This window comes from Primorskyibacter flagellatus (assembly GCF_014638275.1).
In the GTDB taxonomy this organism is placed as follows: Bacteria; Pseudomonadota; Alphaproteobacteria; order Rhodobacterales; family Rhodobacteraceae; genus Pseudooceanicola; species Pseudooceanicola flagellatus_A.
On the sequence record NZ_BMFJ01000002.1, the window covers coordinates 478,496 to 501,894 of the forward strand.

Sequence of the window (23,399 nt, forward strand, 5' to 3'; positions counted from 1 at the left end):
CCTACGGTCTCAATACCGTAGTTTCACGGGGAGAGCGCCCTGTCCGACCTTGTCGCCCTTGCCTTCGACAACGCCCCGCTTGGCATCGTGCTGACCGAGGACCGGATCATCCGCGCCGTCAACACCGCCTTCGCGGAACTCACCGGGCACCCCGCCGAAACGCTCAGCGGGCAGAGCTTCCGCATCTTTTACGACAGCCACCGCAGCTTCGCCGCCACGCGCGACATCGGGCTTGAACCGCTCCGGCGCGGGGCGACCTACCAGGACGAACGCCTGCTCCGCCACGCCTCGGGCCGGATGATGCTGGTGCGGTTCCACGCCCGTACGCTCACCCCCGACGACCCGCTTGCCCAGCTGGTCATGACCTTCGCCCCGCTGCGTGACGAGACGCCCGCCCGCGCGCTCACTCCACGCGAACGCACCGTGGTCGCCGGGCTGTCGCGGGGCCAGACCAGCAAGGAGATCGCCCGTGACCTCGGCCTTTCCCCCCGTACGGTTGAGGACGTCCGCGCCCGCCTTCTGCAGCGGTACGAGGCCCGGAACGCTGCCGATCTGCTCACCCGCCTTGCCGGACCGGCCTTTTGACGCCGACCCGGACCAAACCTGCGACATATTATACTACCGCTATTGTTGAGCCCTGTTTTCCGTGCATAAGTCCGATCCTCACGGCTGGAGCTGCACATGAAGGCCATTCCCCCCACGGATCAGGATGCGCGCCTGCGCGACCTCTACGATCTGGACGTCCTCGACTCCGAGGCCGAACAGAAGTTCGACGATGTCGTGCGGCTGGCGTCGCAGATCTGCAATATGCCGATCTCCCTGATCTCTCTCGTGGACGAGGACCGGCAGTGGTTCAAGGCGGCGGTCGGAATGGCCGGGTCGGAAACCCCGATCGAACAGGCCATCTGTGCCCACGCCATCCTGAACCAGGATTACCTTGAGATCGCCGACACCCGGACCGATCCGCGCACCGCCGCCAATCCGCTGGTCACGGGGGACGAAAACCTGCGCTTCTACGCCGGGGCGGTCCTGCGCAGCGCCCGCGGCCATGCGCTCGGCACGCTCTGCGTGCTCGACAACAAGCCGAACCGGCTGACTCCGCTGCAAAGCGAGACCCTGCGCGTTCTGGCCAGGCAGGTCATGGGACAGCTGGAACTGCGCCGCGCCGTGAAAGAGGCCGAACTGCTGCGTCGCGAGGTCGACCACCGGGTCAAGAACTCGCTTCAGTCCGTAGCGGCGCTGACCCGGATTCAGGCGCGTATGGCAGAATCCCAGGAAACCCGCGACGCGCTGGAACTGACCCGCCGCCGGATCGACACCATCGCCCTTCTTCACCAGTTGCTATACGCACCTAAGTCGGACGGTCTGATCGCGCTCGACGACTTCATCCCGCGCGTTGTCGACCTGCTTCAGGACTCTGCGCCATCGGGCATACGGCTGGACACGAAGATCACGCCCGTCGCGCTGCCCTCCTCCTCGGCCTCCGCGGTCGGCATCATCCTGAACGAATTCGCCTCCAACGCCTTCAAGCACGCCTTTGACGAAGACCAGATCGGTGTGATCCGCATTACCATCGAACCCGACGGCCCCGGTTACGTTCTGCTGACCTGCGCCGACAACGGGCGCGGCATCGACAAGGGCGACAACTCCGGCTCGGGGCTCGGGATGCGGATCATCGCCGCGTCGGCGGAACAGCTTGGCGGGACCTCGGAAACCACGACCGGTCCGCTTGGGACGACCACGAAGGTGCGGATAGCCCTGCCGCACCCGGCCTGAGCGACGCGCCCGACAGGCCCCAGACCGCAGGCCTCAGACCAGCGTGTCGCAGGCTGTCCGTATGGCCCGGATATTCGCGCCGTAGGGTGCCGGGTCCGCCACCGATCCGCCGGAGAACACGGCCGATCCCGCCACCAGCACATCCGCCCCCGCCGCCCTGACCAGCGGAGCGGTCTTCGGCGTCACCCCGCCGTCGATCTCGATATGCACCGGGCGGTCGCCGATCATCGCGCGCAGGTCGCGCACCTTCGCGGTCATGTCGATGAAGCTCTGCCCGCCGAAACCGGGATTGACCGTCATCACGCAGACCAGACCGACAAGGTCCAACACCTCGGCCACGGCAGACGCGGGCGTGCCAGGATTCAGCGCAACCCCCGCCGTCATGTCCGCCCCCCGGATCGCCTGCAGCGTGCGGTGAAGATGCGGCCCGGCCTCGACATGCGCGGTCAGGATGTCCGCCCCCGCATCGGCAAAGGCGTCGATATAGGGATCGACGGGCGCGATCATCAGATGCACGTCCATCACCGTCTTGATGTGCTTGCGGATCGCCTTCACCAGCGGCGGCCCGAAGGTGAGGTTCGGCACGAAATGCCCGTCCATGACATCGACGTGGATCCAGTCCGCGCCCTCGCGCTCCACCGCCTCAATCTCTGCCCCGAAATTGGCGAAATCGGCAGACAGGATCGACGGCGCGATCTTCAGGTTACGGTCGAATTGCATGGCGCATCCCCCAGTGTGACAGCGCCCACATAGACGCTCCGGGCGGTACGGGAAACCACCCCGGCTTCATCTTGCCGAAAATACTCTCGCGCAACGCGCCTCAGCCGTGCAGGTCGGCGATCCGGTCGACCTCTTCCGCCGATCCGAAGACGAAGGGCCGCCGTTCGTGCAGTTCCCCGGCCGTCAGCGACAGGATCGGGCGCACCCCGTCCGTCGCCTTGCCGCCGGCCTGTTCCACGAGGAAGGCCATCGGCGCGACCTCGTAGACCATGCGCAGCCGTCCGTTTTCGTATTTCGGCCGCCCGTCCGACGGGTAGAGGAAGGTGCCGCCGCGCGTCAGGATGCGATGCGTCTCTGCCACCAGCGATCCGACCCAACGGAAGTTCATGTCCTTGCCCTTCGCGCCGTCCTTGCCCGCCTCGTTCTCCTCCACATAGGCCAGTACCGGCCCGGTCCAGTGGCGCCGGTTGGAGGAGTTGATGGAGAACTCCTTCGCCGCCACCGGCAGCGCCATCTTCTCTTCCGCCAGTACGAAGGCGCCGGAGTCGGGGTCCAGCACGTAAAGCTGCGTTCCGGCCCCGAAAGTGACCGCCAGCAGGGTCTGCGGCCCGTAGGCGATGTAGCCCGCGCAGATCTGTTCGGAGGCCGGGCGCAGGAAGCTCGACTCCGCATCCCCAGTTGCCGCGAAGACCGAGAAGATCGTGCCGATGGTCACGTTCACGTCAATGTTCGACGACCCGTCGAGCGGATCGGTCGCCAGCGCATAGGTGCCGTCGCCGTCCAGCGTCAGCACGCTCTCCTGCTCCTCCGAGGCGTAGTATTTCACGCCCGTCCCCTTCAGCGCCGCTTCGAACATCTCGTCCGCCATGACGTCGAGCGCCTTCTGCTGGTCGCCGTCGGAGTTCTCTCCCACCCCGGCGCCGAGCTTTCCGGCCAGCGGGCCGCGTGCGATCACGCGCGACAGCTGCGCGCCGGTGGCACACATCGCCTCCATCACGGGGCGCAGGTTGGCGGGAATGTGAGAGGGGTCGATGGCGGGCATGTCGGTCTCCGTCAGGGTTCGGAGACGTTATGGCCTATTCCGCAACGCGGCGAAAGTGGAGAGGCCAGGAACCGGAGGGCTGTCTGCCCTCCGGACCACCCGAGGATATTTCCGGCAAGATGAAGACCGGACGCGCGCCCTCAGGCGAGAGACTGGCCGCCGTCCGCGATGATGAGCTGGCCGTTCACGTAGCCCGACAGGGGCGAGGCGAGCCAGAGCGCGGTGCCCGCGATCTCCTCCACCGTGCCCATGCGGCGCAGGGGGTTGGCATTGTTGATCCGCTCGATCCGTTCCGGGTCTTCCCAGAGCGCGCGGGCGAAGTCGGTCTTGATGAGGCCGGGGCCGATCGCGTTGACGCGGATGTTCTTCGGACCCCATTCCAGCGCCAGAGCGCGCGCCACGGCCGCATCCGCCGCCTTGGTCACGCCATAGGCGCCGAGCGTCACCGACCCCTTGATCGCCGCGACCGAGGAGATGATGACCACCGCCCCGCCGCCGTTCGCCGCCATGCCCGGAAGCACCATCTTGCACATCGTGTTGATCGTGCGGACGTTGGTGATGAGCATCTTGTCGAAGACCGCGTCGTCGAGGTCCTGCATCGGCCCGTAGACCGGATTGATCGCCGCGTTCGGAACCAGCACATCGATGCGGCCCCACTCGCGGATTGTCGTATCGATCAGGTTCTGCAGGTCTTCGGCATTGCCGATATGGCAGGGGACGACCAGCGCCTCCCCGCCCTTTTCACGGATCGCCTCTGCCACCGGTTCGCAGGCTTCGCGCTTGCGCGAGGAGACGACGACCTTGGCCCCCGCCTCCGCGAACATCTCGGCCATCGCGCGGCCGATGCCGCGCGAGGACCCGGTGATCAGGACGACCTTGCCCTTGAGGTCGAGCAGATCGGACATGGGATCAGTTCCGGTACTGCTTGAGTTCCAGCTTCGCGATGGTTTCGCGATGCACCTCGTCCGGGCCGTCAACAAGGCGCATGGTCCGCGCATTGGCGAAGGAGGACGCGAGCGTGGTGTCCTGCGACACGCCCTGTGCGCCGTGCACCTGGATGGCGCGGTCGACGACGCGCTGCACAAGGTTCGCAGCAACCACCTTGATCATGGCGATTTCGCGCCGCGCGACCTTGTTGCCGACGGTGTCCATCATGTAGGCGGCATGCATCACCAGCAGGCGCGCCTGTTCGATTTCCATCCGGCTTTCGGCGATCCAGTGCTTGGTCACGCCCATCTCCGCGATGCGCTGGCCGAAGGCGGTGCGTTCCATCCCCCGTTCGCACATCATCTGAAGCGCGCGTTCCGCCTGGCCGACCGACCGCATCGCGTGGTGGATGCGGCCAGGCCCGAGGCGGCCCTGGGCGATTTCGAATCCGCGCCCCTCGCCGAGGAGGATGTTCGTCACCGGAACCCGCACGTCCTTGTATTCCACTTCCGCGTGGCCGTGCGGCGCGTGGTCGTAGCCGATCACCGACAGGTGCCGCTTCACGGTCACGCCGGGGCTGTCGAAGGGGACGAGGATCATCGACTGCTGCTTGTGCGTCTCCGCATTCGGGTCCGTCTTGCCCATGAGGATCGCGATCTTGCAGCGCGGGTCCATCGCGCCCGAGGACCACCACTTCGTGCCATTGATGACATAGTCGTCGCCGTCCCGCACGATCCGGGTTTCGATGTTGGTTGCGTCGGAGGAGGCGACCGCCGGTTCCGTCATCGCGAAGCAGGAGCGGATTTCGCCGTCCAGCAGGGGCTTGAGCCACTTCGCCTTGTGCTCCTCGGTGCCGTACATGAAGATCGTCTCCATGTTGCCGGTGTCCGGGGCAGAGCAGTTGAACGGTTCGGACCCGATGGAGGAGCGGCCCATGATCTCGCACAGCGTGCCGTATTCCAGGTTGGTCAGCCCGGCGCCCTTGTACTTGTCCGCATCGTGGGTGAGGAACATGTTCCACAGGCCCGACTCACGCCCCTTGGCCTTGAGCTCTTCCATGATCGGGACGGGCTGCCAGCGGTCGCCCTCCTCGACCTGCTGCTTGTAGATTTTCTCGGACGGATAGATATGATCGTCCATGAATTTGAGCAGCTTCTCACGCATCTTCTTCGCGTGGTCGGATATCGGGAAATGGTCGTACATTCTGGGGTCCTCCTCCTCTTTCGGCGTAATGGACACGGCTTTCCGGGGTAAGTCAACATGCGGAAAGGCTTTCCGGTGCGCGGAATATTGACCCTGACCTTCCGAAGCGTAAGGTAGCCGGAACACGGCCTGAGAGGAGGGGCCGCCGCATGACACAGACCAGCGCAAGCGGGGTGGACCGCCTGACCCCAAAGGTAATTCCCGGTGAACAACTGGTGAGGTTCGGACCCCGCATCGCCGAAAACGCGGCCCGATTTGCCGACAAGCCCTGCGTCATCGACGAGGCGGAGACGGTGACATGGGCAGAGTTCGGTGACCGCGTCGCCCGGCTGGCCGGACGGCTGAAGGTCATGGGCGTGGGTCCCGGCAGCATGGTCATGTCGCTGGCGGAGAATTCGGCCGCAAACCTCATCATGTACGCCGGCGTATTGTACGCGGGCGCCTGCATGGTGCCGCTGCCATTCTCCGCCACCGAACCGGCGCTGATCAAGATGCGGTCGGACTGCGGCGGGACGCTGCTGTTCACCACCGCGAAATACCGCGAGACGGCAGAGAAACTGGGCGCGACGCAAATCGTCGACCTTGCGGAGCTTGAGGCCTTCACCGGCGACGCCCCCGCCATTCCGCCGGTCGAGGTCGGCGACGACGACCTGTTCGACATGATCTATTCCAGCGGCACGACCGGGACGCCCAAAGGGATCGTGCACGACCACCGTTTCCGCTGCCGCCAGTTCTCACGCACCTCGGCCTATGGGCTGGAGGAATCAGGCGTGCTGATGATGTCCACCCCGCTCTATTCCAACACCACGCTGGTTGCGATCCTCGCCTGCCTGATCCGCGGTGCGACCGCCATTTCCATGTCCCGCTTCAACACCGTGAAGTTCCTGGAGCTCAGTGAGAAACACCGCGCCACCCACGCCATGCTGGTGCCGGTGCAATACATGCGCCTGATGGACGAACCGCGTTTCGATGAGTTCGACCTGAGCGCCTATCAGACCAAGATGTCGACCTCCGCCCCCCTGCCCGGCGTGCTGATCGCGCAGGTGATGAAGCGCTGGCCCGGCAATATTATGGAATTCTACGGCATGACCGAAGGCGGTCCCGGCACCGTGCTGGACTGCGCCGCCTATCCCGACAAGTGGGACACCGTCGGCAAGCCGCAGGAAGGCGCGGACATGCGGGTCATCGACGAGGATGGCAACGAACTGCCCTACGGAAGCTATGGCGAGGTCGTGGGCCGGTCGGGGTCTATGATGCCGGGTTATCACAACAACCCCGAGAAAACGCGCGAGGCGACCTGGGTCTCACCGGATGGAGAGCATTTCGTGCGCACCGGCGACATGGGCCGGTTCGACGAGGACGGCTTTCTGCACCTGCTGGATCGCAAGAAGGACATGATCATCTCGGGCGGGTTCAACATCTATGCCGCCGACCTCGAGTCCGTCCTGCGTCGCCATCCCGACGTCGCCGATGTTGCCGTGATCGCCATACCGTCGCGCGAATGGGGTGAAACTCCGCTTGGCCTTGTCGTGCCAAAAAGGCAGGACGCCGATCCGGACGCGATACGCGAATGGGCCAATGAACAGCTTGGCAAGACGCAACGCGTGTCGCAGGTGGAATTCCGCGACGACCTGCCCCGGTCCGAGATCGGCAAGATCCTGAAGCGGGAACTGCGCGAACCCTACTGGGAAGGCCAGACCGTTTGACCCGCCGGCGATAAATCCGCATTGCGGAATCAAATTCCAACATTATTGATCGGCACCCTGATGTGTGCCATCGTTTGCGATAACGGGAGGAGAAACCGTGAGATTTGAAGGCAAGGTCGCGATCGTGACCGGAGCGGGCAGCGGCATCGGTCGCGCCACCGCCCGTCGTCTGGCCTCCGAAGGGGCGAAGGTCTGTCTGGTGGACGTGAACGAGGCGGGGCTGACGGACAGTCTCCCCGACGGCGACCACATGACGCTCTCCTGTGACGTGTCGGACGAGGCGCAGGTCGAGGCGATGGTAAAGACAGTCGCCGACAAGTGGGGCCGTCTGGATGCCGTGGCCAACAATGCCGGCGTATCGCGCGGCTATCAGCCGATCATGGACAACGACTTCGACGACTGGGCGCTGGTGCTGGGCGTGAACCTGACAGGTGTGGCGCGGGTGCTGAAACATGCCTCCCGCGTGATGGTCGAACAGAAGTCCGGCGCGATCGTCAACACCGCTTCGGTCGCCGGGATTCGCTCCGGTGCCGGTGGCAACGCCTATTCCGCGTCCAAGGCGGGGGTGATTTCACTGACCCAGACGGCAGCCTGTGACCTTGGCGGCTTTGGCGTGCGGGTCAATGCAGTCTGCCCCGGCCTGATCGAAACCGGCATGACCAAGCGCGTCTTCGACTACGCCCGCGAGAACGACAAGGAACACAAGCTCGGGTCCCGCTGCGAACTCCGCCGCTATGGCCGGCCCGAGGAAATCGCGGCCGCCATCGCCTTCCTCGCCTCTGACGATGCCAGCTACATCACCGGGCAGGCTCTGCCGGTGGACGGCGGCAATACCGCGTCGCTCAACCTGCCGGGCATGAAGGTATGACCGACCTGCATTTTGCCCACTGGCCACCGGGCCTGCCGCACCATATCGAGGTGCCGCAGCAGTCCGTCGCGCAGAACCTGATCGACACCGCAACCCGGCTGCCCGACAAGACAGCCATCCGCTACTATGGCGCGGACATCAGCTATGGCCGCCTGCTTGACGATGTCGAACGCATCGCCGGGTGGCTTCAGGCCCAGGGGGTGAAACGCGGCGACCGGGTTCTTCTGTATCTTCAGAACTCTCCGCAATGGGTGATCGGCTACTACGCGATCCTGCGCGCCGATGCCGCCGTGATCCCCGTCAACCCCATGAACAGGCAGGCGGAACTGGAACACCTTGCAGACGACACCGGCGCGCGCGTCGCCATCGCCGGGTCTGAGCTTGTCGATCATGTCCGCCCCCTGATCGGCGCAGGCCGGATCGACCATATCCTCGCCGCCGCGTATGCCGACATGGCCGACCCCGACAGCGACCTGCGCCTGCCCGACGCACTCGCCGGGCTGAGCGATACCGACGCCGCAGGCCCCGGCGTCACCCGCTGGCGCGACGCCACCGCCGACGACATCGCCCCGGCCCCGCACGCGGCGGGGTCCGAGGATCTGGCTGTCATCCCCTATTCCTCCGGCACCACGGGAAACCCCAAGGGCTGCGTGCACCGCCACCGCTCCGTCCAGGCAGTGATCCACGCCTACGCCAACTGGTCCCCCTATACGGAGGACATGGTGATCCTGTCGGTGCTGCCCTACTTCCATGTCACCGGCATGCAGAATGCGATGAACACGCCGATCCTTGCGGGCGGCACCATCGTGATGATGACAAGGTGGGACCGGGACATGGCCGCGGAACTGATCGCGCGCTACCGGGTCACCACCTTCCGGTCGATCACCACCATGGTCATCGACATCCTGAACTCTCCGCGTTTCAGGGAGTATGACCTTTCCTCGCTCACCTCCATGGGCGGCGGCGGCGCGGCCATGCCCGAAGCGGTGGCGGAACGGCTGAAACAGGCGACGGGGCTGGCATTCATCGAAGGCTACGGCATGTCGGAAACCATCGCCGCGACCCATATCAATCCCAATCATGCGCCGCGCAAGCAATGCCTCGGCATCCCCCTGTTCGACGTCGACGCGCGGGTGATCGACCTTGAGACAGGGCGCGACCTCGGCCCCGACGAAACCGGGGAAATCGTGATGCACGGCCCCCAGATTTTCGAAGGCTACTGGAACAACCCCGAAGCGACCGAAGCCGCCTTCACCACCATCGACGGCAAGCGCTTCCTGCGGACCGGCGACATTGGCCATTTCGACGGCGACGGCTATTTCTACATGACCGATCGGGTGAAGCGGATGATCAACGCCTCGGGCTACAAGGTCTGGCCCGCGGAGGTGGAGGCGCTGATGCACCATCACCCCGATATCGCCGAGGCCTGCGTGATCGGCGCCCCCGATCCGCGCCGCGGGGAAACCGTGAAAGCCTATGTCGTCCTGCGCACGGGTGCCGGAGAAATAGGCGAAGACGCGATTATTTCGTGGTGTCACGACCACATGGCCGCGTATAAATGCCCCCGCCAGATCGTATTTGTCGAAAACCTGCCGAAATCGGGGTCCGGCAAGGTGCAGTGGCGGGAGCTGGCCGACGCCGAACGGCAGTCGGCCGCGGCCCGTACGGGAACGTGACAGGGTAAGGACCGCCGGCAAGGCGGCAGGGAGTGGACGAAGGTGCGGAAAAGAGCAACCGACAACAATGTGGACACGGCAGAGCGGCCTGACAGCGACCGCCAGTTCGTGACCGCCCTGCACCGCGGGCTGGAGATCCTGCGCGCCTTCCGTCCGACCGACAAGGCGGGGCTCGGCAATTCCGAACTGGCCGAACGGACGGGCCTGCCGAATTCCACCGTGTCGCGGCTGACCTTCACCCTGCTGAAATCCGGCTATCTCGTTTACGACGAAGGCACCGGACGCTACCGTATGGGCGTTCCGGTCCTGTCGCTCGGCTACGCCTGCCTCGCCGGGATGCAGGTCCGCAACACCGCGCAGGTCTACATGCAGGAACTGGCCGACAAGGCGGGCGACGGCGTGCTGGTCGCCCTTGGCGGGCGCGACGACATGGCGATGACCTATATCGCCGCGGCACGCTCGCAGGGCGTGATCTCCCTCCAGCTTTCCGTCGGCTCGCGTATCTCGCTCGCCCGCTCCGCCATCGGGCAGGCCTATATCGCCGGCACTACGGAATCCGAACGCGCCGACATCATCGACCGCATCCAGATGCGCTACGAACCCGACCGCGTGTCCGAGATCATGGACAAGCTGGACGCGGCGCGGGAACAGGTCGCGGCACGTGGCTTCTACTGCATGATCGGCGACTGGCAGCGCGACGTGAACGCGGTCGCCGTGCCCTACCGCAGCCAGCAGCCCGACACGCCGATGCTGGCCTTCAACCTCGGCGGCTACAGCTTTGCCCTGCCCAAGGAGCGGCTGGAGGACGATCTGGGCCCGCGCCTCGTGGAACTGGTGAACATGGTGAACCGGGTCGGTTACTGACCCCTATCCGCCGCGTCCCGCCAGCCGCAGCCCCGCGACACCCGAGGCGAGGATCACTGCCAGTCCGGCCAGCGCCATGCTGTCCGGCCAGTCGCCGAAGACCACCAGCCCCAGGATCATCGCCGCCACGATCTGCGCATAGACCAGCGGCGCGACGATGCCCGCCGGCAGGGTCCGGCTGGCGATGACCAGCAGGTAGTTTCCCATGGCCGACCCGAAGGCCGACAGCGGGAAGGCCCAGGCAAAGCCCTGCGACACCTCCGCCGGCCAGTGCAGCAGCGCGAAGGGCGTCAGAACAAGCCCGCCCGTCGCCAGTTGCGACAGCAGAAGAAGCCGCGGGCGATAGGCCCCCGCCAGCCAGCGCGTCGTGACGAGGTAGGCGCCGTGACAGGACCCGGCGAACAGGGCGAATCCCATGCCCGGAGTCATCCCGAACCCGGGACGCACCACCAGCAGCACCCCGGCAAACCCGATCAGCAGCAGGACGGAGCGGGCCACGGTAATCCTTTCCTTCAGCACCGCCGCTGATCCGAAATAGGACACCACCGGGCTGATGAAGAAGGCCCCGAAGACGTTGGCGATCGGTTCGGTCCTGAGCGCGGTCAGAATCGCGCAGATCCCGGCGACGATGAACAGCGTGCGCAGAAGGAGCCGCCAGTCGAGGAAGGCCGGCAGGTCCTCCCGACGCAGACCGGCCAGCGGGGCGAGCATCAGGGCAGCCAGCGCAAACCGCCCCCAGGCCACGAAGAAGGGATTCATTCCCTGCCCGGTCATCGTCTTGCCCGCCGTATCCCCGGCAACGATCAGGAACATGGCCCCCAGCACCATGGCAACGTGGGGAAGGGAGATACCGGGCATTGACGGGTCCAGAACAGAGTCGGCCCGCTTATGACAGACCGCCCCCCGCCGGTCCATCTCGGCGGGGGACGGCGTTCCGCGTCCCTGCGGAGATCAGTGAGGAAGCGGGACCCGAGCCCGACCTCGCCGCAGGGACAGGGAGAGCAGGACACCAAGCACGGCGACCATCATTCCGGCCGTTGAGACATATTCCAGTCCGAAGCCCGCGAGCATGGCGCCGCCGAATACCACGCCAAGCCCCTGCCCGAGGTAGACCATGGACCCGTTCAGCGCGAAGGCCAGCGTGGCATTCGGCCCTGCAGCATCGGCAAGGCGCGACTGGACAACCGGCGCGACCCCGAACAGGCACGTCGACCCGGTCAGGACCGATACCGCCGCGATGGCCAGCCCGGCGTTGCCCTCCATTCCCAGGATCAGGCCAACCGCGAACAGCCCCTGCCCGAGGAAGGTCCCGCAGAACAGCAGCACCAGCGGACTCCGTGCGCCCGTTTCGATCAGCCGTGTGCCGAGGGTGAGGCCAAGGAAACTGCCCAGCCCCGACAGCATCTGGATCATGCCGACCCCGTGCCCGGTCAACCCGGTGAGCCGCGTCACCACCGGACCGATGTACCCGACGGAGGAGAATGTCGCCGTAAAGGCGATCAGCGTCACCAGCAGGAAACCCGTCGTCGGCCAGGCCAGCACCGCGGCAAAGGCATTGCCCGGAGGCGCGGGCGGCGTCGGAACCTTCGGCACGAAGACCAGCACCATCAGGAACCCTAGGGCGCAGAGCCCGGAGGCCAGCCAGAAACAGGCCTGCCAGCCGAACGCCTCCCCCACGGTGGAGCCGAGCGGGATGCCCGTGACAAAGGCCAGCGACACCCCGGCATAGACGATGGACAGGGCCCGCGCCCGCCGTTCCGGCCCGACGAGGATCACCGCGATGGTCGAGGCCATGGGCAGCGCCAGCGACCCGAACGCCCCCGAAATCACCCGCGCCACCGCCAGCCCGGTGAAGCCGGTCATCATGGCGGATACGGCGTTCATCACCGCAAGAAACCCGAGCGTCAGGACGAGCACGCGCTTGCGTCCGAATCCGCCCGTCACGACCGCCAGCAACGGCCCGGCAAGCGCACAGGCGATGGTGAACAGCGACTGCAACTGCCCCGCGACGGAAACGGAGACACCCAGGTCATCCGCCATTGGTTCCAGCACGCCGGCAAATACGAAGACGCCGGTGGTCATGCAGAGCGGCGCGAACATCAGGGCGAAGAAACGCATGGCTCAGGCCCCGATCGGCTGGATGAAACAGGAGGTCGTTGCAGTGGCGAGGATCCGGCCCTTCTGGTCCTCTATCAGCCCGTCGGCAGTGGCAATGCGCCGCCCGCGCGTCTGCACCCGGCCAATGCAGCGCACCTGACCGGTCTGCGGCGTGATCGCACGGACAAAACGCACCGACGTATCCAGCGACACGAACATCTCACCCTTTTCCAGCGTCGTGTGAACGGCGCAGCCAAGCGCGGAGTCCAGCAGCGTCATCGCCCAGCCCCCATGCACGATTCCGCCGGGGTTCATCACGGCGGCAGAGGGTTCTCCGCGAAACTCGACCTCTCCGTCCCCGATCCGCACGATCCAGTGGGTCATCGTCTTCGCCATGGAGGGCGCCGGAGTCTCACCGTCGATGATTCCCTGCATCAGTTCCTTGCCGGTCTTCGACATCACCACGGAAACATCAGCGATTCCAACGTTGTATTCCGGGATTGGCGCGGGCTCAAACATCGTGTACTCCATATATATGCATATACAGCTAATCCCATGCATATGCATGGGTCAAGGAGCCATGAGCACAGAACGCCGTCCCGCCGAAACACCCGCCCTTGCAGAATTGCTGTCCGGGTCCTGCTACTGCCTCGCCACGCGCCGCGCCTCGCGCCGGATGGTCCGGCTCTATGATGCCGCTCTGGCCGAACACGGTCTGACCATCTCGCAGCTCGCCCTGCTGGCCTGGGTGCGCTATTTGCGGAAACCGACGGTGCAGAAGATCGCCGACCTGATGGAGATGGACCAGTCGGCCCTGTCCCGTGGCCTCATGCCGCTGGAACGTGAAGGCCTGATCACCTCCGCCCCGGACGCCGACGACCGCCGCAAGAAGGTTCTGGCGCTGACCGACGAAGGCGGCAGACGGCTGATCGCGGCGGCGGAGGACTGGGAGAAGGCGCAGGAGGAGGTCACCCGCCAGCAGGAAAAACTGGGCGCGGACGTGGCGCGGCTGATGGCCGGGATCAACGATCTGGCAAAAAGCGAGGCGGGGTCGGACTGACCCCACAACTCAACTTCTGACCCGTCATCCCCGGGCTTGACCCGAGGATGACGGGTCACGGGACGGCAACAGACCCGCAAAAGCGCTTCCCTCCCCCGGCACGGGGGAGGGCGAGGGTGGGGAAGCCTGTCAGGCGGTCTCCCGAAGCTCCGGATGCGTGTAGTCCGCGAGCTGCTTGCGCAGGTTCAGCTTGGAGAACTTGCCCGTCGCCGTCAGCGGAATCGCATCGACCCAGACAATGTCGTCCGGCAACTGCCACTTCGCGAATTCCGACGACAGATGCTCGCGCATGTCCTCCACGCTCGGCTTCTCGGCCCCCTCGGCCAGCACCGCGACGAGGATCGGACGCTCGTCCCACTTCGGATGCTTCACGCCGATCGCCGCCGCCTGCGCAATCGCCGGATGTGCCATGGCGAGGTTCTCCAGATCGATGGAGGAGATCCACTCCCCACCCGACTTGATCAGGTCCTTCGCGCGGTCCTGGATCGACAGGAACCCATCCTTGTCGATGGAGGCCACGTCGCCGGTACCGAACCAGCCGTCCTTGTCCAGCGCCTTGGCCGAGGCCTCTTCGTTCTTGAAGTAACCCGACACCACCGTGTTCCCGCGCACAAACAGCTCACCTGCAGCCTTGCCGTCATGGGGCAGGGTGTTGCCGTCCTCGTCGACGATCTTCAGGTCCACCCCGATGCAGCGGCGGCCCTGAAGCGCCTTGTAGTCGATCTGCGTTTCAAAGGACTCTTCCTTCATCCAGCCCGGCATAATGCCGTGGGTCCCGACCGGAGACATCTCGGTCATGCCCCAGGCATGGCCGACACCGACGCCCATCTTCTCGAACGCCTCGATCATCGAGCGCGGCGCGGCGGACCCGCCGATCACCACGTCCTTGAAACCTTCGGGCGGGCGGCCCTGCTTCTTGATCTCGCCCAGAAGACCCTGCCAGATCGTCGGCACGCCCCAGGCGGAATAGACCTTTTCCTGGTCCATCAGCTTGAACAGCGACGCACCGTCCATCGCCGGCCCGGGCATCACCATGTTCAGCCCCGAGATCAGCGAGGAATAGGGCAGGCCCCAGGCGTTGACGTGGAACAGCGGCACCACCGGGAGAACCGACGCGCCTTCGCTGAAGGTCGTCGACTGCATCACCGAAATCATCATTGCATGCAGGTAGGTCGAACGATGCGAATAAAGCGCACCCTTCGGATTGCCCGTCGTGCCGGAGGTGTAGCAGAGCCCGCAGGCGGTATTCTCGTCGAAATCCGGCCAGGTGATCGTGGTCGGCTGGCCGTCGAGCAGTTCCTCGTAGCAAAGCGCGTCGAAAGGCGTGTCCGGCATGTGCGCCCGGTCGGTCATGATGACATAGACCAGATCCTTGGGCAGGTGGTCCTTCACCGCGGCAATCAGCGGCACGAAGGTGGTGTCGAGGAACAGGACCCGGTCCTCGGCATGGTTCACGATGTAGATCAACTGCTCCGCCGAAAGGCGCGGGTTGATCGTGTGGCAGACCGCGCCGATGCCGGAAATCGCGTAATACAGTTCCATGTGGCGGTAGCCGTTCCACGCCAAGGTCGCCACCCGGTCGCCCAGCTTCACCCCCTGCGCCTGCAGCGCGTGGGACAGCTGAACCGTCCGGTCATAGAATTCGACGTAGGTTTCGCGGTGGATGTCGCCCTCGGTCCGGACCGAGACGATCTCGGCCCGCGGGTACGCGCCCCGGCCGAATTCGAGTATCTCCGACACCAGCAATGGCCGGTGCATCATCATGCCTTTCATGGCAAATCCTCCCTCACTGATCCTGAGGAACTTAACCGCGGAACGACAGGGGTGGAAGGGTATTCCGCTGACGGAACGTGCCGTAATGTCCGCAGAGCGGAAAAAGATGTTTCGCAGGGCGGAAATGGTGAAGATTTCGCCGAAATCATCGTGAATTCAATGGCCTAACCTGACAAAACCGGTAAGAACGAGGGGAACGCAGGCCCCGCCGCGGGGCCGTCACGAATCGGGAGGACTGACATGAAAGCGATCATCTGTGAAGAATTCGGACCGCTGGACGACCTGAAGTACGGCGATAAGGCGGACCCGGTCCCCGGCCCCGGCCAGGTATTGATCCGGACCGAGGCGGCGGGCGTGAACTACCCCGACGGGCTGACCGTGCAGGGCCTCTACCAGGTCAAGCCCGACCGCCCCTTCACCCCCGGCAGCGAGGTCGCCGGAGAGATCGTCGCGCTTGGAGATGGCGTGACGCGTTTCAAAACCGGCGACCGGGTGGTGACATACTGCTCCGGCGGTTATGCGGAACTGGCCGTCGGCAACGAAGCCACCTGCTTTGCCCTGCCCGACGGTATGGACGCCGCCGACGCCTGCGCGATGATCATCGCCTGGGGCACTTCGCACCACGCGCTCAAGCAGCGGGCGAATATCCAGCCCGGGGAATCGCTGGTGATCTTCGGCGCTGCAGGGGCCACGGGAACCGCCGCCATCCAGATCGGCAAGGTCATGGGCGCCAGGGTCATTGCCGTCTGTTCGTCCGACGACAAGCGGCAGATCGCGCTGGAACAGGGGGCCGACCACGCCATCGGCTATGACAACCTGAAAGAGGAGATCAAGGCGCTGACCGACGGCAAGGGCGCGGATGTGGTCTATGACTCCGTCGGCGGCGACGCCTTCAAGGCCGCTTCGCGCTTCATGGCCCCGGATGGCCGCCTGCTCATCATCGGTTTCGCGAGCGGCGAGATCCCGCAGTTGCCGGTGAACCTGACGCTGGTGAAGGAATATTCCGTCGTCGGCGTCTTCTGGGGCAACTGGACCCGCCGCTGCCCCGCCGACTACCGCTCCAACATGGAGGAACTGTTCGGCTGGTACACCTCCGGCCAGATCAAGCCGTTGATCGAGGGACGCTATCCGCTGGCCGAGGCCGCCGAGGTCCTGAAGCGGGTTCTCGGACGCGGGGCCGTCGGGAAGATCGCGCTGGTACCGTGACGCCCCTGCCCGTCCCCTGCCGGCGTGGCGGGGACGGGCGCCTCCGGCGGGAGTATTTCCGGCAAGATGAAGCCGGACATGGAAAGAGGCCCCGCGGGGCCTCTTGTCGTTTCGCGTGGCGTCGGAGGCTCAGACCTCCAGCCATTCCTTGCGGACGTCATCGCGGGTGGCGAAATCCTCGGGCGTGCCGCCGTAGACGATTTCGCCGTGACCCATGACATAGACCCGGTTCGCGATGCGCAGCGCGATGGAGAGCTTCTGTTCCACAAGCAGGATAGCCACACCGGTCTTGGCGATTTCCGCGATCGTGTCGCCGATCTGCTGCACGATCATCGGAGCCAGCCCCTCGGTCGGTTCGTCGATGATGATCAGTTCCGGGTCGCCCATGAGCGTCCGGCACATCGTCAGCATCTGCTTTTCCCCACCCGACAGAACGCCCGCCGGATTGTCGGCACGCGCCCGCAGGTTGGGGAACATGTCCAGCATCTGTTCGATGTTGTACTTGCCCGGGTTCTTCATGTCCTTCACGCCGAGCACGAGGTTCTGGCGCACCGTCATCGTCGGGAAGATGTCCCGCGATTCCGGCACGTAGCCCAGCCCCATGCGGGCGATCTTGTGGCTTTCCAGCCCCGCGATCGGCTGGCCCTTGAAGAGGATTTCGCCCTTCGGCGCGACCTCGCCCATGATGGCCTTGGCTGTGGTGGACCGGCCGACGCCGTTCCGCCCCAGAAGCGCGATCACCTCGCCCGGCATGATCTCCATGTTCACGCCGCGCAGGACGTGGGACTTGCCGTAGAAGGCATGCAGGTCCTTCACCTGAAGCATGGGTTGCGTCATACCGTTTCCTCCGGCAGGGCCTCGTCGCCCAGATAGGCCTCGCGCACCTTGGCGTCGCCGCGGATCTGCGACGGCGGGGCGGAGGCGATGATTTCCCCGTAGACCAGAACCGAGATCCGGTCGGCGAGGTCGAAGATCACGCCCATATCGTGTTCCACGATCACCAGCGTCTTGCCTTCCGTCGAACGGCGGATGAGGTCCACCGCGCGGTCGGTCTCCGAATGGCTCATCCCCGCGGTCGGTTCGTCGAGAAGGATCACCTCCGCCCCGCCGGCGATGGTGATGGCGATCTCCAGCGCCCGCTGATCCGCGTACGGAAGCAGCGCGGCCGGCAGGTTGGCCTTGTCCACCAGCGCGCAGTGTTCGAGGATCTCGTAGGTCCGTTCCTGCACCGCCTTGGATGCGGTCACCGATTTCCAGAAAGCATAGCCCTGCCCCATGGAATGCAGCACCCCGCAGCGCACGTTTTCGCGCACAGTCATGTTGGCGAAGATGTTGGACACCTGGAAGGAGCGGGAGAGCCCCATCCGGTTGATCTCGAACGGGGGCACGCCGGAAATCAGCGTGCCGTTCAGCGACACCGTGCCGGACGTCGGGGTGTAGAGCCCCGAAATCAGGTTGAACAGCGTCGACTTGCCCGCGCCGTTCGGCCCGATGATCGCATGACGTTCCCCCTTGGCGATATCCAGGGTCACGTCATTGATGATCTTCGCCGGGCCGAAGCTCTTGCACAGGTTCTTGAGAGACAGCGCGGGGGCGGTCATGCCACGGCCTCCTCTTTCTCGCGGTTGACGCGGCGGAGAAGGGCGGCACCCGCTCCGATCGGCACGATGATCAGGATCCACGTCAGCACGTTGGTCGTGCCGAGGTGCAGCCCGAAGGGTTCGAAGACCTCGCCATAGCCGTTGGACCAGCGGATCGACATCTCGACCAGCACGATCAGCCCGATCAGCATCAGCACCATTCCGGCGATCTGCACCAGCAGACGCCCGATGTAGGTGCCCTTGTCAGGGCCGGTCAGGCCGTCCCAGACACCGAAAACGATGCCGGCGATGCCGCGCGGAGCGTACATCACGATGATCACGAACATCAGCCCGAGGTAGAGCAGCCAGGCCTCCGTGAAGTCCGACATCATGGAGGACATGTAGGTCAGCAGGATCGCCCCCATGATCGGGCCGACGAAATAGGTGATGCCACCCACATAGGCCATGATGAGCACGAAGCCCGACGGGATGAGCGACAGCGCCTCGGGCGTGAAGATCTCGTAGTTCACCGCCGACATGCCGCCCGCCAGACCGGCGAAGGCCCCCGAGGCCGTGAACACCAGCCAGCGCACCCGTGTCGGGTTGTAGCCGATGAACTGCACCCGCTGCGGGTTGTCCCGCGTCGCTTCGGACAGGCGGCCGAGCGGGGTGCGCGTGAAGGCGTACATCGCGATGATCGAGATGACGGTCCAGAAGGCCATGAACCAGTAGATGTCGCTCATCGGCCCCATGGAAAGCCCGAAGACCTGCGGCCCGTTCATCCGGTCGCCCGAAATCCCCTGTTCGCCGCCGAAGAGACTGTCGAACATGAAAGCACCCGAGGCGATCAGCTCTGCCACGCCAAGCGAGATCATGGCGAAGGTCGTGCCCGCCCGCCGGGTCGAGAAAGACCCGATCACGGCAGCCGACAGACCACCGGCAAGGAACCCGAGCACGGGCAGGAAGAACACCGGGAAGTTCGCCCAGATGCCCGCCCCTTCGGCGATCCAGTTCATGACATGCAGGCAGTAGTACCCGCCAAGTCCGAAATAGACCGCATGGCCGAAGGACAGCATCCCGCCCTTGCCGAGAAGCATGTTGTACGCCAGCGCGAAGACGATGTTGATCGCCATCTGGTGGACCAGCGTGTAGACCGTGCGCGACGGATCGGTCATCGGGATCGCAAGAATGATCGCGATGAAGATCAGGATCGGCAGGGTCCGCTGACGGAACTTGGCACCGGAGGTCGGGCCGACGTTCTGCATGGATTGGGTCGTTTCGCTCATAGCTCTTGCTCTCCCATCAGGCCGCGGGGCCGGAAGATCAGCATCAGCACCAGCAGCAGGAACGGCATGACCGGCGCCAGCGAGGAAATGGTGATGTCACCGATTTCCGAGGTCGGGCTGAGGCCGAGGAACCAGAAAATCTCGGCAAAGTTGGCGTTGATGCCGACAGCGAAGTTCTGGATCAGCCCGATCAGGATGGAGGCAAGGAAAGCCCCCTCCAGCGATCCGATCCCGCCGACGACGACCACCACGAAGACGATCGGTCCCATCTGCACCGCCATGGCCGGGTCGGTGACGAAGATGTTGCCCGCGATCACGCCCGCAAGGCCCGCCAGCGCACAGCCGATGCCGAAGACGGTCATGAAGATCAGCGGCACGTTGTGGCCCAGATGGCCGACCATGTGCGGATGCGTCAGCGCCGCCTGGATGATGAGGCCCGCGCGGGTCTTCTTGAGCAGGAACCACAGGCCGATCAGCATGGAGATCGCGATGAACAGCATGAACATCCGGTAGGCCGGGAAGGACGCGCCGTAGATCGTGAAGGCGTGGAAATTCAGGAGGTCGGGAATTTTGTAATCCACGGCCGTCTTGCCGTAGATGATCTTGACGATCTCTTCGATCAGATAGGCCAGACCGAAGGTGAACAGCAGTTCCGCCACATGCCCGTTGGCATGCACGCGCCTCAGCCCATATCGTTCGACCACCGCTCCGACCAGTCCGACAAGGACCGGCGCGATGAACAGGGCGATCCAGAAACTTGTCGCCCCCATGATCGTGAAGGCGAAGTAGGCGCCAAGCATGTAGAAGCTCGCATGGGCGAAGTTCAGCACGCCCATCATCGAGAAGATGAGCGTCAGGCCGGACGACAGCATGAACAGCAGGAGCCCGTAGATCACGCCGTTCAGCAGCGCGAATACGATCGTTTCCATTGTGACCTCGTTAGGTGCAGTTGGGGCGCCGCGCGGCTAAGGCACGGCGCCCCTGTTGTGGTCGTGGTCGCATGCCCCGCCTTACGGCTTGGCCGGACGCTCCATCTTGCAGGTCGTGGGCTGTTCGGCCGCCGACGCGTCGATCTTGCCGCCGTCCAGCAGTTTCCAGCCCAGTTCGATGTTGTCGACGCCGTACTTCACCGACTCCCCGTCAACCTTGGCGACGGTCGAGATGTACAGGTTCTGCTGCGCCTGGTGGTCTTCGGCCCGCACGGTCAGGGTGCCGTAGGCTTCCGGGATCTCCAGCCCTTCCAGTGCGAAGGCAACCGGGATCGGGTCGGCAGAGCCGGCCTTCTCGGCCGCAGCCTTGAACGCGTTCAGCGTGTTGAAGGCGCGGTGGTAGTAGTAGTCGTACTCCGGGAAGCGGGTCTTGTACTCTTCGATCAGAGCGTACTGCTCGTCGCTTGCTTCCAGGTTGGTGATGCCTTCGGTCACCTGGTACAGGCGGTCGATTGCGCCTTCACCCAGGGCAGACACCGCACCGAGCGAGCCGCCGTAGAAGGTGAAGTAGGGGATGTTCGACCCGGATTCAGCAGCCGCCTTCATCAGCAGCGACATGTCCGCGCCCCAGTTGCCGGTGATGACCGCATCCGCACCGGAAGAGATGATCTTCTGGATATAGGGGGTGAAGTCCTTCACCTTCGCCAGCGGGTGCAGTTCGTTACCGACGATCTCGATGTCGGGACGCTTTTCCGTCAGCTGGGATTCAGCGGCCGCGGCGACGGCCTGACCGAAGATGTAATCCTGACCGATCAGGTACACCTTTTTGATGTCGTCCTGGTTTTTGATGTAGTCGGTGATGGCGGCCATCTTCATGTCGGCATGCGCATCGAAGCGGAAGTGCCAGAAGGAGCAGCCGTCGTTGGTGAAGTCCGGCGTCACGGCGGCGTAGTTGAAGAACACCACTTCGTCGCCCGGGTTACGCTGGTTGTGCTTGTTCACGGCGTCGATGATCGCTGCGGCCACGGACGACCCGTTGCCCTGCAGGATGAAGCGCGCGCCGTCGTCGATGGCCTTCTGCAGCTGAACCAGCGATTCCTTCGGGTTCACCTTGTTGTCGTAGCCGGTGACGACGATGTTGTCGCCGTTCACGCCGCCGTTGTTGTTGATGTGCTCGGCCGCCAGCAGGAAGCTGGTGTAGCCGGCTTCACCCGAGGGGCCCATCGGGCCGGACAGCGGGTCGATGAATGCAAACTTGATGTCGTCCGCGAAAGCGGAAGACACTGCGATGAAAGAGACAGCAGCCGCCAGGGCGGCTTTCTTGATGGACATGTATTTCCTCCCGTTACGAAAGGCCGGATTCTTGTACCGACGCGTTTCTGGGGAAGATCAAAAGGTTTCCGACCCGCCTTGTCAAGCAAACTGTGAAATTCTATTCTGCACTGCAAAACATCACGCATCTGGGAGGAGCGGATATGTCGTCGTTTTCGGACGACCCGGACCAGTTTCGGTCCGAGGTCGCGACCTTCATCGCAGAAAAATGCCCGCAAAAACTTAAGGTTATGCCGGCGAATGAGCGCAGTATATGCTGGGGCGGCAAGCGTTTCAAATTCTCTTGCGATGAGCAGCGAATCTGGATGGAAAACGCCGCGTCAGTCGGTCTGACCGCCCCGAGATGGCCGGTCGAATACGGCGGCGCGGGACTGAATCGTACCCAGGAGAAGGTTTTTCGCGAGGAGATGGCGAAGGCCAGGGCCCCCTCTCCGCTGGAAAGCTTCGGTCTCTGGATGCTCGGCCCCGCGCTGCTGGCCTTCGGAACGCACGAGCAGAAGTTGAAATACCTGCCCGACATCACCAACGGCCGGGTCCGCTGGTGCCAGGGCTACTCCGAGCCGGGCGCGGGATCGGATCTGGCGTCTGTTCAGACCCGCGCGGATGACAAGGGCGATCACTGGGTGGTCAACGGGTCCAAGATCTGGACCTCCTATGCCAACCACGCCGACTGGATCTTCGCGCTCGTCCGCACCGACCGGGACGCGCCCAAGCACAAGGGCATCTCCTTCATGCTGATCGACATGGAGGCCGACGGAGTCTCGACCAAGCCGATCAAGCTGATCTCGGGAGCCTCCCCCTTCTGCGAGACCTTCTTCGACGACGTGGTGGTCCCGAAGACCGACGAACAGGGAAACTCCCGCATCGTCGGTGAACTCAACAGGGGCTGGGACGTCGCCAAGCACCTGCTGACCCACGAACGCGAGATGATCGGCGGCGGCGGATCGGGCGGGGCGGCGGGCATCCTTGGCGGACGTTCCCTTGGCGCCTTCATCGGATCGCTGGACGAGACGATCATGCAGGACGCCGTGATCCGGTCCGAGACGATGGAACTGGAAATCGACACGCTGGCCATGGGCATGACGCTGGAACGCTACAAGGACATGGCCAAGCAGGGCGGCGTCGGCCATGCCTCTGCCATGCTGAAATACTCCGGCACCGAACTGAACAAGCGCCGCTATGAAATTCTCATGTCGATCACCGGCTCCGAAGGGGTCGAGTGGGATGGGGAACACGGCACGCTTGCACCGGAATGGCTGCGCACCAAGGCGAACTCCATCGAGGGCGGCACCTCCGAGGTGATGCTCGACATTCTCTCAAAGCGCGTTCTCGAACTGCCCTCCTCGTAAAGGAT

The 23,399-nt window shown here is 64.5% G+C and carries 22 protein-coding genes; 9 read left to right on the forward strand and 13 right to left on the reverse strand.

The window, feature by feature from the left end; translation table 11 throughout:
• Nucleotides 1-39: 39 nt before the first annotated feature.
• Nucleotides 40-585: a LuxR C-terminal-related transcriptional regulator gene (locus IEV87_RS16620; RefSeq protein ID WP_188479503.1), complete on the forward strand. Its 546-nt coding sequence runs from the start codon at nucleotides 40-42 to the stop codon at nucleotides 583-585.
• Between the two features lie 96 nt (nucleotides 586-681).
• On the forward strand, nucleotides 682-1,776 hold the full coding sequence (locus IEV87_RS16625) for a sensor histidine kinase (protein WP_188478935.1): 1,095 nt from the start codon (nucleotides 682-684) through the stop codon (nucleotides 1,774-1,776).
• Between the two features lie 33 nt (nucleotides 1,777-1,809).
• Here IEV87_RS16625 and rpe read toward each other — a convergent pair whose 3' ends face one another.
• From rpe to IEV87_RS16645, 4 genes are all read right to left on the reverse strand, one after another.
• Entirely contained in the window at nucleotides 1,810-2,496 is a 687-nt protein-coding gene (rpe, locus tag IEV87_RS16630) for a ribulose-phosphate 3-epimerase (protein ID WP_188478936.1), read from the reverse strand.
• Nucleotides 2,497-2,596: 100 nt separating this feature from the next.
• Complete coding sequence (locus IEV87_RS16635; protein WP_188478937.1) at nucleotides 2,597-3,538, reverse strand: class 1 fructose-bisphosphatase; 942 nt, start codon at nucleotides 3,536-3,538, stop codon at nucleotides 2,597-2,599.
• A gap of 140 nt (nucleotides 3,539-3,678) precedes the next feature.
• Nucleotides 3,679-4,443 carry an SDR family NAD(P)-dependent oxidoreductase gene (locus IEV87_RS16640; protein ID WP_188478938.1) on the reverse strand — a complete coding sequence of 255 codons (765 nt, stop codon included), beginning with the start codon at nucleotides 4,441-4,443 and terminating at the stop codon, nucleotides 3,679-3,681.
• 4 nt (nucleotides 4,444-4,447) lie between these two features.
• The gene (locus IEV87_RS16645) at nucleotides 4,448-5,668 is read right to left on the reverse strand and encodes an acyl-CoA dehydrogenase family protein (RefSeq protein WP_188478939.1); all 1,221 of its coding nucleotides are present in this window, start codon (nucleotides 5,666-5,668) and stop codon (nucleotides 4,448-4,450) included.
• A gap of 149 nt (nucleotides 5,669-5,817) precedes the next feature.
• Between IEV87_RS16645 and IEV87_RS16650 the strand changes: the two genes are divergently transcribed.
• The 4 genes from IEV87_RS16650 (at nucleotide 5,818) to IEV87_RS16665 (ending at nucleotide 10,782) form a co-directional block, all read left to right on the forward strand.
• Nucleotides 5,818-7,374: a class I adenylate-forming enzyme family protein gene (locus tag IEV87_RS16650; protein WP_188478940.1), complete on the forward strand. Its 1,557-nt coding sequence runs from the start codon at nucleotides 5,818-5,820 to the stop codon at nucleotides 7,372-7,374.
• Between the two features lie 97 nt (nucleotides 7,375-7,471).
• The gene (locus tag IEV87_RS16655) at nucleotides 7,472-8,242 is read left to right on the forward strand and encodes an SDR family NAD(P)-dependent oxidoreductase (protein WP_188478941.1); all 771 of its coding nucleotides are present in this window, start codon (nucleotides 7,472-7,474) and stop codon (nucleotides 8,240-8,242) included.
• Nucleotides 8,239-9,918 carry a long-chain-fatty-acid--CoA ligase gene (locus tag IEV87_RS16660; RefSeq protein WP_188478942.1) on the forward strand — a complete coding sequence of 560 codons (1,680 nt, stop codon included), beginning with the start codon at nucleotides 8,239-8,241 and terminating at the stop codon, nucleotides 9,916-9,918. The genes IEV87_RS16655 and IEV87_RS16660 overlap by 4 nt, the downstream gene beginning before the upstream one ends.
• Nucleotides 9,919-9,960: 42 nt before the next feature.
• Nucleotides 9,961-10,782: an IclR family transcriptional regulator gene (locus tag IEV87_RS16665; protein WP_229737677.1), complete on the forward strand. Its 822-nt coding sequence runs from the start codon at nucleotides 9,961-9,963 to the stop codon at nucleotides 10,780-10,782.
• Nucleotides 10,783-10,785: 3 nt separating this feature from the next.
• Here IEV87_RS16665 and IEV87_RS16670 read toward each other — a convergent pair whose 3' ends face one another.
• From IEV87_RS16670 to IEV87_RS16680, 3 genes are all read right to left on the reverse strand, one after another.
• Nucleotides 10,786-11,640: a DMT family transporter gene (locus tag IEV87_RS16670; protein WP_188478943.1), complete on the reverse strand. Its 855-nt coding sequence runs from the start codon at nucleotides 11,638-11,640 to the stop codon at nucleotides 10,786-10,788.
• 93 nt (nucleotides 11,641-11,733) lie between these two features.
• The gene (locus IEV87_RS16675; protein ID WP_188478944.1) at nucleotides 11,734-12,900 is read right to left on the reverse strand and encodes an MFS transporter; all 1,167 of its coding nucleotides are present in this window, start codon (nucleotides 12,898-12,900) and stop codon (nucleotides 11,734-11,736) included.
• A 3-nt stretch (nucleotides 12,901-12,903) separates the two neighbouring features.
• A complete protein-coding gene (locus tag IEV87_RS16680) occupies nucleotides 12,904-13,398 on the reverse strand; it encodes a PaaI family thioesterase (RefSeq protein WP_188478945.1) in 495 nt (164 codons plus the stop codon).
• A 61-nt stretch (nucleotides 13,399-13,459) separates the two neighbouring features.
• Between IEV87_RS16680 and IEV87_RS16685 the strand changes: the two genes are divergently transcribed.
• Nucleotides 13,460-13,939: a MarR family winged helix-turn-helix transcriptional regulator gene (locus tag IEV87_RS16685; RefSeq protein WP_188478946.1), complete on the forward strand. Its 480-nt coding sequence runs from the start codon at nucleotides 13,460-13,462 to the stop codon at nucleotides 13,937-13,939.
• A gap of 129 nt (nucleotides 13,940-14,068) precedes the next feature.
• Here the strand turns inward: IEV87_RS16685 and IEV87_RS16690 are convergent, their stop codons facing one another.
• Nucleotides 14,069-15,712 (reverse strand): long-chain fatty acid--CoA ligase, encoded by a 1,644-nt coding sequence (locus IEV87_RS16690; protein ID WP_188478947.1) that lies wholly within the window; start codon nucleotides 15,710-15,712, stop codon nucleotides 14,069-14,071.
• Nucleotides 15,713-15,952: 240 nt separating this feature from the next.
• On the opposite strand from IEV87_RS16690, the gene IEV87_RS16695 reads away from it, so the two are divergent.
• Nucleotides 15,953-16,918 (forward strand): NADPH:quinone oxidoreductase family protein, encoded by a 966-nt coding sequence (locus IEV87_RS16695; protein WP_188478948.1) that lies wholly within the window; start codon nucleotides 15,953-15,955, stop codon nucleotides 16,916-16,918.
• Between the two features lie 129 nt (nucleotides 16,919-17,047).
• On the opposite strand, the gene IEV87_RS16700 is transcribed toward IEV87_RS16695, so the two are convergent.
• From IEV87_RS16700 to IEV87_RS16720, 5 genes are all read right to left on the reverse strand, one after another.
• Nucleotides 17,048-17,755 carry an ABC transporter ATP-binding protein gene (locus tag IEV87_RS16700; RefSeq protein WP_229737678.1) on the reverse strand — a complete coding sequence of 236 codons (708 nt, stop codon included), beginning with the start codon at nucleotides 17,753-17,755 and terminating at the stop codon, nucleotides 17,048-17,050.
• Entirely contained in the window at nucleotides 17,752-18,519 is a 768-nt protein-coding gene (locus IEV87_RS16705; RefSeq protein WP_188478949.1) for an ABC transporter ATP-binding protein, read from the reverse strand. The genes IEV87_RS16700 and IEV87_RS16705 overlap by 4 nt, the downstream gene beginning before the upstream one ends.
• The gene (locus tag IEV87_RS16710) at nucleotides 18,516-19,784 is read right to left on the reverse strand and encodes a branched-chain amino acid ABC transporter permease (RefSeq protein ID WP_188478950.1); all 1,269 of its coding nucleotides are present in this window, start codon (nucleotides 19,782-19,784) and stop codon (nucleotides 18,516-18,518) included. Before IEV87_RS16710 ends, IEV87_RS16705 begins: the two co-directional genes overlap by 4 nt.
• Nucleotides 19,781-20,713, reverse strand: a complete 933-nt coding sequence (locus tag IEV87_RS16715) for a branched-chain amino acid ABC transporter permease (RefSeq protein ID WP_188478951.1) — start codon at nucleotides 20,711-20,713, stop codon at nucleotides 19,781-19,783. The genes IEV87_RS16710 and IEV87_RS16715 overlap by 4 nt, the downstream gene beginning before the upstream one ends.
• 81 nt (nucleotides 20,714-20,794) lie before the next feature.
• The gene (locus tag IEV87_RS16720; RefSeq protein ID WP_188478952.1) at nucleotides 20,795-22,045 is read right to left on the reverse strand and encodes a branched-chain amino acid ABC transporter substrate-binding protein; all 1,251 of its coding nucleotides are present in this window, start codon (nucleotides 22,043-22,045) and stop codon (nucleotides 20,795-20,797) included.
• 143 nt (nucleotides 22,046-22,188) lie between these two features.
• On the opposite strand from IEV87_RS16720, the gene IEV87_RS16725 reads away from it, so the two are divergent.
• Nucleotides 22,189-23,394: an acyl-CoA dehydrogenase family protein gene (locus tag IEV87_RS16725; protein ID WP_188478953.1), complete on the forward strand. Its 1,206-nt coding sequence runs from the start codon at nucleotides 22,189-22,191 to the stop codon at nucleotides 23,392-23,394.
• Nucleotides 23,395-23,399 lie beyond the last annotated feature (5 nt).